We start from the raw sequence: 15006 nt of genomic DNA, 5'->3' as shown, positions 1-15006 counted from the left end.
TTTGCGACGAAAATAATCTGCCAATTAAAAATAGCAACCAGGAATAAACGAAATTTACATATTTGGATTTTTGTCACAAACAGAATTTAACGTAACATTTTATCGATTATCGCTTGATAATTGTAAAATTAGATGTTTTAGAACCTGCCAAATTAATTGCAGAAGCGCTTGCATTGCTAAATAACGTAATGGCGACTTTATCACCAGTTTGAAGTTTTAAAATGTCGTTCAAATGAATACTTGAAAGCGAATTTGAATCTGTCGCCCCACTATAGCCAGCTACATTTATTGCGCCTTTTTCGACGTCATTCACAGAAATTCGAGCATAGGTATTAGCAGGTAGACCGTTTGATTGCAGATTTCCGCTTAGTGCAATTGTTGCCTTAATTTCATAGACTCCGTTTGTTTTGACATGTAATTCATTTTCGACCACTTGGCAATAATTTCCACCCCCGTCATTAATATCTTCAACACCGAAAATGGGTAATGTGGCTCTTCCGTTTGTAAGTGGAATATTTATCAATGTATTCATCCACCGAGCCATGAAATTAATTTCTGAATTTTTAGCCGACCTTGATGCTACTGTGTTAGTCGATTTATGAAAACGGCCAAACTCGTCAACGGTTACGATATTATCATTGGGTGCGGATGGAGGTAAGTCAGTGACCCTCATGTTCCCAACAACATGTAATGTTTCTTGCGGATTGTCAGTATTGATTCCAATCCTGCCAAAATCCGGTCCTGAAGGATTTCTTGTATTTTCAATAAAAAATCTGGAATTAATCCCTAATTCAACAAAGGATAATCCACCACGAACACTGGAAGTCTGCTCGCGAAGATTAAGAATCCACTTTAAATCGCCATTGGTACGCTGTAAACCAAATAGTTCGCCTTCGTTTGCTCTTATCAATAAAGGCATGTCAGTTAATGATGGGTCAATAGGCAAAGCATTATTTAAGTATAAGCCGGTTTCTGTTAGCTTCATATTTGAAGTACCACCGACAGTAAAACCTATTTCATTATCATCACTCCTAAAAATACCAGTATCAGGGTCGGCCGAAAAACGATATGACGGTTCCGATACGCTGCCATCGGCGATACCTAAGGTGCCATTTAAAGTAAGTTTATCGGTAAGATTTGTATTTGTTCCAATACCTAGGCGTTCATTTATATTGTCCCAGAAGAACTGCGTGTTATTTTCTCCAAAACCGTTAGAATTATCGGCAAAAAAAACAGAACCTTCTTCACTAGTGCCACTCAATGAGATGATAACTTCTTGGTTGGATTCATTGGTATAGGTGTAGGTTCCATTAGTATTTTCGGTGATACTGGTAATCGTTTCTGGTTTAGCTGTGATTATAAATTCAGGATTTACGCCGTCATCTACGGTATAGGTATTATCGCCATTATCAGTAATCGCGAGTGCACTTGAAGCAATAGTTGCTTCCTCTCCAGCTTCATTAGTATAGGTATACGTCCCATCAGTATTCTGGGTGATATTCGTGACGGTTTCCGGAGTCGCTGTAATGGTAAATGAGGGATTTGTTCCATCATTGACAGTATAGGTGTTATCGCCATTATCGGTAATCGTCAAGGCGCTTGAAGCAATAATGGTTTCCTCTCCGGCTTCATTGGTATAAGTGTACGACCCGTCTGTATTCTGGGTAATATTCGTGACGGTTTCCGGAGTCGCTGTAATGGTAAATGCCGGATTTGTTCCATCATTGAACGTATAGGTGTTATCCCCATTATCGGTAATCGTTAAGGCGCTTGAAGCAATAATGGTTTCCTCACCAGCTTCATTGGTATAAGTGTACGACCCGTCTGTATTTTGGGTAATATTCGTAACGGTTTCCGGAGTCGCTATAATAGTGAATTCGGGATTTACGCCGTCATTTACGGTGTAGGTATTATCGCCATTATCCACTATTGATAAAGTGCTCATACCTGTACCAGAGCCATTGGCAATCACGGTTTCTTCGCCGGCTTCATTCGTATATGTAAATGTTCCGTTAGGATTTTGCACAATATTGGTAATGGTTTCGAGATTGGCCGAAAGTGTAAAGGCCGGAATGGTACCATCGTTGAATGTATAGGTATTGTTTCCGTTATCCGTAATCGATAAAGTACTAGTACCTGTGGCACTAGTTGCTATAAGCGTTTCCTCACCCGCTTCGTTGGTATAGGTGTAGGTTCCATCTGGGTTTTGTACGATATTGGTAATGGTTTCCGGATTGGCCGAAAGTGTAAATGCCGGAATAGTACCATCGTTGAACGTGTAGGTATTATTTCCATTATCCGTTATCGAAAAAGTACTAGTACCCGTGGCACTAGTTGCTATAAGCGTTTCCTCACCCGCTTCGTTGGTATAGGTGTATGTGCCATCTGGGTTTTGTACGATATTGGTAATGGTTTCCGTGTTGGTTGAAAATGTAAATTCGGGATTGATACCATCATTAACCGTGTAAGTATTGTTTCCGTTATCTACTATTGAAAATCCACTTGCATCCTTACAAAGGTTCATCCAAGCCAAACCGTTGTAATAAAAAACACATTGCTCTTCAATATTGTAAACTATCGCACCTTGCAAGGGAGTTATGGCTTGCATTTGTGTAGTTGTGATTCTTGACAAAACCATTGTCTTATCAGTGCCTTCAAGTTCTAAAAGCGAAGCGGAATCGATACTTTGAGGGTTATCCCCTATTTTTACCTGAGCAAAGGTGCTACCAAGCGATAAAAGAAAAAGCACAATCACTACACTTTGTTTGTGAAATACAATGAATGGGGGGACAGTGTTTTCCATTATTTACAACTTTGGAAGTACTCTTCGTTATATAATATATTGAAAATTAGATATTTGCCCTTCTGTTTTTTATATAAACTAGTACTATTCTAAAACCTCTAACTCCTCAAAAACCCTACTTTTCTTCAGTCCTAAGTTTTTAAAGACAAAACATCAAATTAATTATCAACTACTCTTACTAAAAAACTAAGGTTTCAATTTGAATAGGATTGCAAAAATAGATTTTTTGAAAATAGGAATACCAATTTTTCGATAATCTGTCGTTAACCGCGAAGCATTCAAGGGAGACATGTAGTCACCTAAGGTTGTCGGCTATTTCATTTTCTTAATTTTTCCGCGCAGTTTCTGAAAGAATTTTTTGAAAATCTTTTCCTACAGTTCTAATATCATGTCTCTCAATGGCAACGTTCGTAGCTATTTCTGCCAGTTTTCGGCGATAATTATCGTCTAAGATTATTTTTTTTAACCCTTCAACCAATTTATTTTCTGCTTGATCCGTGACCAGGGTCGCCCACTTGTTTCGCTGTGCATAATCTACCAAAGCAGTTTCTTGCGGTGCATAAATTATAATAGGTGTCCCACTTGCCATATACTCGGAAGCTTTCGTAGGCATTGAATATTTAATGTAGGCTAAGGATTCAGGACTAAAATCATAAGGTAAGATTAAAAAATCAACCGAGCCAAATTCGAAAGGTAATTGAGAGTAGGGCACAAAGTTTTTGTGTACCACCACTGAATAGTTATTTATCCAAGAAGGCGCTGCAATCGATTGAATTATAAATTGAATATTCATTTGGAGCTCCGTATTAATTTTTTCTATGGCCTTCGCCACTGTTTTTAAGGAATCATCAATACCTAAACCTATACGGCCGGCATACATCAGTTTAGGGGTACCGTTCAGTGCATATTGTTTTTTTTGACCCTTTTGCCAAAAATCAATGTCGATCGGATTATGAAAAGTAACAAAATCAATACCATATCTAATTTTGTATGCTTCCGCCATATAATCACATATACTTAAATGCGTATCTGCCAAGTTTAGCAGTTCTTTAAATTCCTTATCGATTCTATTCTTCCAATAAGATCCGAAAAAGCCCTTTATGCCTATAAGCATTGGCCAATCATCCATCATGTGAAATACGCTGGGCTTTTTTAAATATTTTAAGACTTCTATGCAGAACAAGATACTTTCACGTGTAGAGCATTGTAAATAAATTACGTCAGGAGAATACTCATCAAGCCATCTTTTGAATTTTGGAGATAATGTTGTCCTGGTAATTATCTGTGAAAGACCCGTAAATTCTAAAAAGGGATTTAAATATGTGTTAAGAAAGCCTACTCTGGTTTTCGATTTTGAAACTTCTTCAACTATATTTTTTTTTGAAGTATCCGTAAATTTTATAGGGCCACTTTTATAGGTTCTACTTAAAATATTAAAGGGAAAAATCCACTTTCGCTCCTCATCACCTAATTGATAATAGTTGTTGCAAACTGTCGGGTCTATATGAGGAGTCAGCACATAGCCCAGGCATGCAACCGCCAGCTTATCTTTGTCCCAACCTGAAAAGAGATTCGATAAGGTAATTCCACCCCCGGTATCATTGACGAACGGTTGATTGAGAATAAGAACTTTAGGTAAGGGCATAAGGTATGTGTTACTGCGAGCGGTTATAAATATTTCTTCTTACTTTCCATTTTTCGTTTGGCCGGATTTAAGTATTGAGCTACGATTTCCTCTGAACTAAGGCGAATGGTATCCGAATAGCAAATGCCAATTGAAATCCAAACCAATATATAGCTTAACGTAAATGAAGTTACAGTAGACGGGTATAGCGAAACAAGCCAAAGTAAAATCCAAAATCCAGCAGCTTTTGAAAGCAAGTTTTTTGAAAAGAATAAACCTTTGATTATCGCAGGAATTGCAATCAACAGTAATAGCCCGAGACCAATTATCCCACCTTTTAAAATAATGGTAAGGTAATCGGTCTCAACTCCTTCACGATAGCCAGGATGCTCCTCCGAAGGATCTAAATCTATTGGTGCCGCGACAAGACCACTCATGCCTCTACCAACGATCCAATCGCGTAATTGCATATCGGCATAAAAATATTCTTCTACACCAGTACGAGTATCTTCATCTAAGCGTTCCGTTACTTTGTTTAAAATAATAGAATCCCCTGTTCCAAAAAGTGTGTAGGCAAACCCAGAAAATAATAACAGTAATAATGTGCCAAAAATTATGGTTAAAAATTGTTTTTTATTTTTTAGGATATAAATAAAAGAAGTAAAAATAAATACGGTGCCAGACATAAACATTAATCCCCTTCTAGCCCTATATGTGGCTGATAAAAAAACTAATAATATCACAAAAACCGCTATAAATCTACGTTGTTTATTTTGATAGGGATATGTTAGTATAAGAAACCCAACAGGAAGTCCTAATAACTTAACGTAATATTCAAGCGTGTCCCGCCCCAACTCATATTTCAAATTTAAAAGGTCTACTGAAGAATACAACATGAAAACACCAAATAGCAAGGCTGCAAAAATGAGCATTTTGAAGGTAGCCTTGTAAAATAAATGTGTTTTGGGAAAAAGAAGAAAAAGAGGGGCGAAATATAGAAATACTCCCATAAAAGGATCAAATAGTAAATCTTTGGTGAATTCATATTCTAATTTTAAACCTCGAAAAACAATTATTCCCATCCAAACTAAATACAGCGTGTAAATGACTTTCAGGTACCTATTTTCAAAGGAATACGATATCATCTGAGTAGCTGAAACAACAAAAATCAAAATACCAACTACCCGTAGTAAATCGCAAATGATATAGATTGGGCTTGGAGTTGTAGAAATAGCGAAACCTAGCATATAAAGTAAAATGCCGCCCCAAAAATAATAGTACACTGGTTTTTGGTGAAAATCCGCACCCAGCCCTTTAAATATTTCCTTAGGAGAATTTGCCATTTCAACCAATGAATTTATTTGGTGCTATTTGTTTATAAAGCGCTAAATGTTGTTTGACGATCACTTCGGTATCAAATTCCGGCAAGGCTTCACCGCTGCTTAACATATTGAGACAGAACAAAATTCCTTCGGCAAGGTCTAAACTATCTTTATACTTGGCTAGGTAGCCATTTTTTTTATGACGTATCAACTCGGGTATTCCGCCAGTTTTAAAGGCTACAACGGGAGTGCCGCAACGCAGCGACTCTAGAATCACCAAGCCGAAGGTTTCGGCAAGCGATGGCGCTACAAAAAGATCGACGGCATTATATACCAATGCGGATGAATACTCATCCCTTAGTCGCCCGACAAAGTAGCATTTAAAAGGTAGTGCCTGCTCTATTTCTTGATCATAATCACTACCGAAAATCACTATACCAATATCTTCCCTTCCTTGTTCAGCTACAAGCTCGAAGGCTTTCTTTAAGTAAGACCAGCCTTTATAGGGACTTTTTGGTGAAATGGCTCCAAAACCAATAAGAGTTCCAGTATTTGGCAAATTTAAAATCTGTCGAACCGTCTTTTTATCCGCGGGTTTGAAGATTGTAGTATCAACAAGATTGGGAATATGAAAAAGCGGCTTGTCTTTTGTTAAAACCGATTTCTTTGCGAGCTCGTAGAGCCAGTTACTGGGAGAGACAAAGTTTAAATTATCGTATTTGTGGTATAACCGTACCTTTTTTCGCAGTTCTTTTGCAGGAAGCCCGTTTGTTTTGGCATTTTCGAACATTTGACACTTACTACAGGTTCCTGAATACTTTGTGCAGGTAAAACTGTGATGACAACCCCCTGTTATGGTCCACATATCGTGCATAAAAAAAATAATCGGTTTGCCTAATTTCATAAGTTTCTCAAGGCCGGAGAAGTTCAAAAAACCTGCGAGCACCCAGTGAATATAGATTACATCAGCTTCACGTACAAAGTGGTGATTTGAAATATCAGTACCTAAAACGGGATATGAAAAAAGACCGAACTTCTCAATAACATTTTCATTATGACGATTGTGAAATTTACTGTTCAACCTTGCCACAATTGTGGCTTTTAGATTCAGGTGATTTAAATTGGTGTTTGGCGCTACATCCGATGTCAAAGATAGCATTCTTGAATGCACACCATTTTGATTCAGCGCTTGGTGCAGTCGAAAAGCTGCATTTCCCGAAGAAGGCAGATGTGTTTGTAAATGAACGACTTTAATCATTTTGTTCATTTTTCATTATTGTATCAATGATTTCTTTAAAGTTCATTTCAAAAGCGGAATTGGAAAAATTTTCATGCGCGAATTCAAAAACACTCTTACTGAAATTCGCTAACTCTTTAGAGGGCCTTGCGGAAATTTCAGTTAATTTTTGATTTAAATAAGGTACTTTGTAGTCTTCTAAAAAAATAGCGTTATTCTTTAAACGGTTAAATCCCGTATCTCGCATTACAATTGGGATTAAGCCATGAAACATACCAGTTGTAATCGCTGTGGAAAACCCTTCAGAGCAGGATGGCAATATATTGAAACTGCAATTTTTGACTAATTCCAGAAAAGTTTCTGTTTTAACATTAAGATATCCGTGGTTTATAATATTCGCTCTTTTCTTAGGTGTTAAAAGCGCTTCATCTTCTTCCGACAAGCCGGCAATATGTAAAACAAGATCATCTCGATTCTCAAAAACATCCAATAATAAATCCAGCCCTTTGTGCACTGCACCAAAAGAACCTAGCCATAAGAAATGATTTCTTGTAGTGACGTGATCTCTTTTTTCAAATACAAAATTAGTATTTACCACACCTGTGGGAAATATGGTAAAAGGAGATTTATACTCTTTTAAAAAAGGATCAACCTCACCCAGGGTCACCAAATGGGAATATTGCTGGTTAAAATAATGAGATTTATAGTAATTACCGCTTCTTACAATGCGCGCTTTCTTTTGATGACGTTCGTAAAAATATGCGATGCGCTTCTTCTCTTCACGGTCGGCAAAATCTGGATGATGCTCGGTCATATAAATAATAGACATCGCATTCGGGTGCTTAAGGGTAAGTTGATAAAACACTTCCCCAAAACCAAAAACAAGATGATAATCTTTTGATGCGATGATGGGCAACGCGCGCATGTCGTTACAATTTACTACATCGATTGCATAATCAAGATCAGATAAAACCTTTACGATAGACAGAATCTCCAAAGGCTGTGTTCTTCCTATATTTTGATTACCCCAATCTGCAGTATAACTTACGGTCAAATAACATACTATAGCCTTTTTTTGTTTTCTTGTAGCCGTAAAATTAAGGTTCTGTATTACAGCCGTATCTTCAATACGCTCGGAATAGAAGATATCCTTAAAATTGCTCCATAGGTTCCTGGTAAGCCTTGTTTTAAAACTATCGTTCTTCATTTGATTATTTTCTTGGCGCTCAGCACTACCTAATCCAAATTCCCTTTTTGCCTTTATTGATTATCATGTGATATTGAATAGGTGCTAAGATAAAGGCATTGAAATTCGCAACTACGGATGCCACAAATAATGCATAAACTCCCATCTTGAAATATTCAATAAAAACTAAAGTTAAGATTAAGTATACTACAGGGCTTACCACGCTCGCCCAAAATTGAAGGCGAAGTGCACTGATTCCGTTTAAAAAACTAACATATTTTGATCCGAAAATAGAAACGGTAAAAAATATCAGGCCCCAAAGCGATAATAAAAAGTCGATGTTTACGGTTTCTTCCCCCAACCATAAATCGTAGATGTCGTCGGCAAAAAACAACATGATAATCCCGAGAAGGACAAAGAAAATATTAAGGACATTATATTTTTTCATACTATCCCTTATCCACCCAATATCATTTTTAACATATGCTTCAGTGGCCGCTGACCAAAATGGCGTTAAAAAAATAGTAAATCCCATGCTTAAAACCCCGAAGTATTTAAAAACGATATTGTAATCGGTTACATCGGCGGGACCAAAGTTTCTAGAAATGATAACATTGGCGGATTCGAACTGTATTAAGCCAGCAATTTGAATAATAAAGAACACGACACCAAGATTAAAAAGACTCTTCGCGTACGAAAATTTCACCTTTGAGAATGTAGGTTTGAATTCGCGATATTTTCCTTTGAAAAAGAAAATATTAGCTCCAATAAGTGCCAAAAGTGGTGAAGCACAAAGCGCAATGCCAAGGTTTACCAAGGAACCCTCAGTCGTTTTCACAAGTATCACTATGACCACCAATGAAATGATTTGGCCGATTACATCGATCAGTGAGGCTTTGGCCGGCTCTTGATCCGCAGAAATAATGGTAGTAATTGTTCTTAGTACAAACTGCATACAGAAGTAAGTAAAGACTATTAGAGCCAGTTTTGAAACATCGGAACCGTATTCCGGGGAAAGTTTTAATAAATCAGACCAATCCAAAAAAGGATTGATTACTAGAAATAACAGCCAGATCGTTATGAAAACAATGGCTAAGATTCCGTAAGTAGTGCTGATATAAATTTGGGCACTTTTATTGTCACCTTTAGCTCTTGCCTCTGCATATTTATTTCTTAAACCGTGGGTAATACCGATATCAAAAAAGCTGAACCAAGCAACGATTGAGCTAAGTGTGAGCCAAATACCGTATCTAGAAGGATTCACGTAATTAAGCGTAAGTGGCACAACGACCAAGCTAATTACAATACTGACCACTTTTATTATAAAAGAGCCTAAAATATTCTTATTGGCCTTTGCGGTTCGTTCGTGCCCTCCGAAAAGAATGTTTTTAATTTTTTGAATCAAACCTATGGGATGTGTTTTTCTTGTTTTGTCCGAGGAAATAATTGGTTGAAGGCTATCTAGTAAATTCTTTTTCTATCCCATGTGATATCCTGTTTAACCACCTTTGCAGGTATTCCGGCAATAATTACTCCTCCTTCTTCAAAGCGTTTGGTTACCACGGATCTAGTTGCTACAATTTGAATTTGGCGCTAAGCTTGATCCCTTGAGTATAGAAGCATGGGCACCCACCCATACATGATCCGCTATGCTAACGTTCTCCGCAAGATTAATTCTTTTCTGACTTTTAATATCAATGATCGAATGCGAATCGCCGGTTCTAATATCGATATTGTTTGCAAACATACAATCTTTACCTATGGTGCACTTCGACTTTGGTTCCGTTACGGCAATATGCGTGTCTTCAAATGTTGAATTTTCACCAATAAACAATTCGCAAAAATCATCTTCGAACCATAACTCCCCACCGCGATTGAACTTTACTTCTCTTGAGATGATAATTTGATTTTTGTTACCTCTAATGAATATGACAACATTGTTCAAAACACTTTCGTCCTCGATGCTAATGTAGTTTGAATTGCCGATGATATCAATTTTACAGTTGTTCAGTCGAGCCGAAGTTTCAATTTTAAGAACATTATCATTTCCTTGAATGGATTTTAAATATGATTTCTCAAACATTTTACCTTCTCTAAAATTTCTAATTGCCTTCAATAGAAAAGGTGATTTCCTTACAAAAGATTTCAATTGTTCTTTCATGTTTTGTATTCCTGCTCCGACAATACTATCTAGCATAATAACATTTATGCCGCCACTTATGATTTTGATTCCATTTCAGCACCATACGCCTCTCCATATAATTTAGTGTTCAAACCATAACCATAATTGTAATCGCCTTTAACGAGGCCTCTTTGTTTTATTCCATTAAAAACAACCGACACATTATTAAGATTCTCCAAAGTCTCGGAGTCATCTAAATGCTTGAGAATTTTCAAAGGTGTATTACCGTGTCGTATAACGTAAATAGTTTCATCGCTGTACTCTGCCAATAGTTTAACATCGGCCACAAGATTTACCGGAGCCGAGTCGATTATCACGTAATCGAAATCACTGGATAATTCTTTAAAAAGAACCTCTAATTTTCCATTTAAAAGAAGCTGGGTATGGTCATCAACCCTATTTCCAACAGGAACTATATATAGATTTTTATTCCCATGTGAATTAGTCAAAATCTTCGCGTACTCCGCTTTATGTGATAAATAATCTAAAACACCTCTCTGATTGAGGAGCTTAAAGTAACGGGATGTTTGGGGTTTCAAAAAATCCATATCGACAAGAGCTACTTTTTTACCTGATTGAGCTAGACTAAAGGAGAGGTTGGTACTAACAAAGCTTTTTCCCTCACCTTCAATACTTGAGGTAACCAAAATTTTCTTTTTCTTGAAAACACGGCTATACAAACCCATTGAGGACCCAAGTTGTCTAAAATGATGTATTAGTACTGCCTCATTTTGTTTTGTTTTAATAGTTTGCCGATTTGAACGAAGAATATTCCTTAGCCCTAGTCTATAAAATATATTGGTTATGAAATTCGTAGATTTTTGCGACTCTTTTACGTCATCTAAATGTGGCAACTCTAAAACCACAGGTGCATCGATAGCATTTTCAATTTCTGAACGGAATAGCACATTTTTGTTCAGCATCTCTTTAAAAATGATATAACCCAACCCTATCCCGAAAGCCAACACCAAAGCCACCAAATAAATAAGTGAAGAATTCGGTGAAACAGGACCTGCGGAGGATTGCGCCAAATCAACAATTCTTCCGTCACCACCATTTGGTGCATAACTAAGGGCTGTTTCTTCTCTTTTTTGCTGCAAAAATGAATAGAGTTCGTTTTTGATTTCTTTCCCCCTTTCAATCTCTAACAACGCTCGTTCTTTTTCCGGAATATTCTTGAGTGCCGAGGCAGATTGATCAGCATTGGAATTTAAGCTACTCAAACTTGTGGTAAGGTTATTTTTTTGATTTCGTATATTCTCGAGTATGCTAGGTCTTATCTTATTGATTTCATCGGCTAATGAGGTAAGAATTGGGTTGTTCTCTGCAGTCGTTTTTCGTAATTTCTCATATTCTACTTCTGAATCATATAGTTTCTCTAACAATTGAGATAAAACACGGTCTTCTACCCCTAGAGTAGATGGTACGATACCGGATTGGTTTTTTTTAGAAATTACATATTGTTGAACTTTGTTCAAAACGGCAAGTTGCCTATCTATCCTCGCTATTTGGCGGTCGTATTCGCCAACGTCGTATAGATAAAGTTTTCCTTGTTCACTTAAATCAACTACACCCTTTTCCGACCTAAAGCGTTGAATCGAAGATTCAAGCGCATTGAGCTCTTTTTCAACTTCACTCATACGCTCATCAATGAAGGTAAGTGTGTTCGAGGCAAGTTCATCCCGGTCGGAAATAGCTTTTTGATTGTACGCCGCAATCAAATGATTCAGTATATTCTCACCTCTTTGCGGTATAGGATCGCGGTAAGTAAGTCGAACAACCGTCGATAATTTATCCGTGGGACTGGCTTCCAAGCTTCCTAAAAGACTTATGCTAAGCTTTTTAGGATTCATGAAGGTATAGTAAATCGCTCGTTCAGCATTTTCTGATTTATTCTCATTTAACTCGAACCTTGTTTCTCCAAAAATAGGGCCTTCAACCCATTCGCCAATTGGGTATGACTTGTTATCGATTTCAACTGAGTTCTTAACCGAATCATATTCGAAATAAAACTTTAAAGGTTCTCCACCTGATGGTAGAACGATATTTTCCGGATTTCTTAGTTCAACTGCTATTGGCGAAGTAGTATACGCTTCCTTAGAGCCGTACAATTTATCTTCATAAAAAGGTGCATATAATTGTAACCCTTTAACCACTTGAGTCATTATGGTTCTTGACTTTATGATTTCGAGTTCGTTTTCAACTATTTTCTTTGAGTCAAAGGGATTCATGGCTTCCAAAACCTTCGCATCATCTACGCCTTTGTTTTCATCTTTAATGATAAGAGTTGCCGAAGCTTCATAGACTGGAGTAGTAGTTTTAAGGTATCCCCAGGCCCCGATAAAACAAACGGGAATCAATAGTGCAAACAACGGCCAATAAGGTAAAAACATGGCTAAGAGCATTCGTAAGATGTTCTCGTCAGCACTCGATTTGTTCTCTTCGTACATATAGGGAATTTTATTTTTAATTAATAACTATACTTCAAAAAATGTCGCCTAAGACAACAGCGAATCAGTCTATTACAGCACATAAGATCACTCTCTCAACGCCATTTAGTTGAATTTATGATTTCTTTTAAGTTTGTCAATAAGACGACATTCTTCGCTTTGGGCATAATTAAAATAATCTAATAACTTTTTAATTTAATTGCGAAAATTACCCGATAGATGATCGGTTCCCAAATAAACCCGTTGAACTTAGAGTTTTAAGGTATTTATGGCAAGATACATACGTTTTGGAACACTCGAAAATTAATTTAAATGGCCGTTAACCATATTGTTTAACGACCTAAACCTCATCCTATCTACTAAAAACTAAATCTTAAGGATGGTGAAACGTAATCAATCGTTTTATTGAACGTAGTTGCTAGTTGATCTGCTCCCATTGAAAACCATTACTCTGTATGTGTAGAATATTATCATTCATTACAGTAGTAGTAACATAGTTTCTGTCAATATAATCCCCTTGAATCGTGATTGCTATGTTAGGTCTTTTCTTTATAATGTATACTCGGCCTGTACATGTGTTAGCGGGTGGTAAAACAATTACTGCGGCGGTCAGGGCTGGGTCATTAATAATAACTGTATGATGCGTTTCGTTCAATATGGTTTCACCAAAGGTTATACGTTTTGAGACCGAACCTTGTATATTTAGTGTAGAATTAGTTGAGCCATTTTGATTTGGAAGAACGTTATTGCCCACCTTAAGTTGATTAATGGTATTGTCCCAAAATAATTGATCATTGTTTTCAGTAAGCCCTGTGTCCGTTCCTGCAAAAAAAATTGATCCTTCTTCACCACTCGCTCCTGTTGCAACAACCGCATTCAATTGACGCCTTGTGACAAAGTCATCTAATTCGGTACCATTTTCGCCTTTTACACGGCCCAGAAATTCGGCGACCTGGTCGTTCATACCACCCGTATTTACGGTAAACTTTTCGGTAAGCGTCTTCTCGCCTGCTATCGATTGAGCGGTAGAAAGGTCTACATAATTCTGAAATGTAGCGGCCAAATCCGTTTGATCGGAGAGCGTACCGGTAATCGAGCCCCAAGTTCCACCGCCGCCTCCAGGTGAAGCATCTAGCTGTGCTTTGGTAACAAAGTCTTCCGGAGCCGTCCCGTCCTCACCTTTTACACGGCCTAAAAATTCGGCGACCTGATCGGTCGTAGTACCCGTATCTACGGTGAACTTTTCGGTAAGTGTTTTTTCACCTGCTATCGATTGGGCGGTAGCAAGATCTACATAATTCTGAAATGCAGCGGCTAAATCCATTTGATCGGAGAGCGTACCGGTAATCGAGCCCCAAGTGCCTCCACCACCACCTCCTCCGCCAGAAGCATCTAATTGCGCTTTGGTAACGAAGTCCTCCGGGGCCGTACCGTCCTCACCTTTTACACGGCCCAGGAATTCGGCGACCCGGTCGGTCGGGGTGCCCGTATCTACGGTGAACTTTTCGGTAAGTGTTTTCTCTCCCGCAATCGATTGCTCAGTTGTTAGATCAACGTAGTTTTGTAATTCATCGGCCAAATCCGCTTGATCGGTCAAATTACCGGTAATCGTTCCCCAGGATATGTTTCCCGTGCTACCACCGTTACATAAATTATTCCAATTCGAACCATCGTAGTAAAAGATACAAGATGCATCGGTATTGTAGACCACGGCACCCTGCAAAGGGGTTAGACCTAATATCTCAGCCTCCGGCATTCGACTTATAACCAATACCTTAGAATTGCTTTCCAGCTCTAATATGGATGTTGGGTCAAGCGATTGAGGATTGTCACCTATCTTAACTTGGGCCGTACCAAAGTTGGTACAAACCAGTACTAAAAAAAATACAAAAAGATTTTTCATAGCTTTTTTCTTATTAGTCGTATCTCTTGACCTACTAATTTAACTTGTAAAATTACTTCAATATGGCAGTTGCTTATTTTTTTTTCGACTTACACCTCAATATTCTCGATATATAAACCCTATTGTTCGATAAAAAGCAAGGTACGGTTGATTTAACAGCAATAAAACCCATCTTATACTTTCATAAAAGAGTATTCCCCCTAATACGAAGGCAATATCGTTTTACTACTCTACATAAAAATCTTAAGTATACTATAATGTAACAACCCCGTAGTGCAACAACCCTAATTCAATTCAAA

9 protein-coding genes are annotated in these 15006 nt (G+C 37.7%); all 9 read right to left on the bottom strand.

What is annotated here, in order from left to right; translation table 11 throughout:
* Window positions 1–106 precede the first annotated feature (106 nt).
* Complete coding sequence (locus tag FGM00_RS01195; RefSeq protein ID WP_138851154.1) at window positions 107–2803, bottom strand: autotransporter outer membrane beta-barrel domain-containing protein; 2697 nt, start codon at window positions 2801–2803, stop codon at window positions 107–109.
* Between the two features lie 325 nt (window positions 2804–3128).
* Window positions 3129–4448, bottom strand: a complete 1320-nt coding sequence (locus FGM00_RS01190; protein ID WP_138851153.1) for a glycosyltransferase family protein — start codon at window positions 4446–4448, stop codon at window positions 3129–3131.
* Window positions 4449–4471: 23 nt separating this feature from the next.
* On the bottom strand, window positions 4472–5770 hold the full coding sequence (locus tag FGM00_RS01185) for a hypothetical protein (RefSeq protein ID WP_138851152.1): 1299 nt from the start codon (window positions 5768–5770) through the stop codon (window positions 4472–4474).
* A 1-nt stretch (window position 5771) separates the two neighbouring features.
* On the bottom strand, window positions 5772–7007 hold the full coding sequence (locus FGM00_RS01180) for a glycosyltransferase (protein WP_175416166.1): 1236 nt from the start codon (window positions 7005–7007) through the stop codon (window positions 5772–5774).
* Window positions 7000–8193: a glycosyltransferase gene (locus FGM00_RS01175; protein ID WP_138851150.1), complete on the bottom strand. Its 1194-nt coding sequence runs from the start codon at window positions 8191–8193 to the stop codon at window positions 7000–7002. The genes FGM00_RS01180 and FGM00_RS01175 overlap by 8 nt, the downstream gene beginning before the upstream one ends.
* 25 nt (window positions 8194–8218) lie before the next feature.
* Entirely contained in the window at window positions 8219–9577 is a 1359-nt protein-coding gene (locus FGM00_RS01170) for a lipopolysaccharide biosynthesis protein (protein ID WP_236262867.1), read from the bottom strand.
* Between the two features lie 162 nt (window positions 9578–9739).
* Window positions 9740–10369 (bottom strand): LbetaH domain-containing protein, encoded by a 630-nt coding sequence (locus FGM00_RS01165; RefSeq protein ID WP_138851148.1) that lies wholly within the window; start codon window positions 10367–10369, stop codon window positions 9740–9742.
* 20 nt (window positions 10370–10389) lie between these two features.
* Window positions 10390–12804 (bottom strand): GumC family protein, encoded by a 2415-nt coding sequence (locus tag FGM00_RS01160; RefSeq protein ID WP_138851147.1) that lies wholly within the window; start codon window positions 12802–12804, stop codon window positions 10390–10392.
* A 418-nt stretch (window positions 12805–13222) separates the two neighbouring features.
* Complete coding sequence (locus tag FGM00_RS01155) at window positions 13223–14707, bottom strand: hypothetical protein (RefSeq protein WP_138851146.1); 1485 nt, start codon at window positions 14705–14707, stop codon at window positions 13223–13225.
* Window positions 14708–15006 lie beyond the last annotated feature (299 nt).

Origin of the sequence: Aggregatimonas sangjinii, assembly GCF_005943945.1 — a bacterium.
GTDB classification, from domain to species: Bacteria; Bacteroidota; Bacteroidia; order Flavobacteriales; family Flavobacteriaceae; genus Pelagihabitans; species Pelagihabitans sangjinii.
The sequence above is the reverse complement of the archived record's forward strand: the minus strand, read 5'-3'. Positions and strand labels throughout refer to the sequence as shown.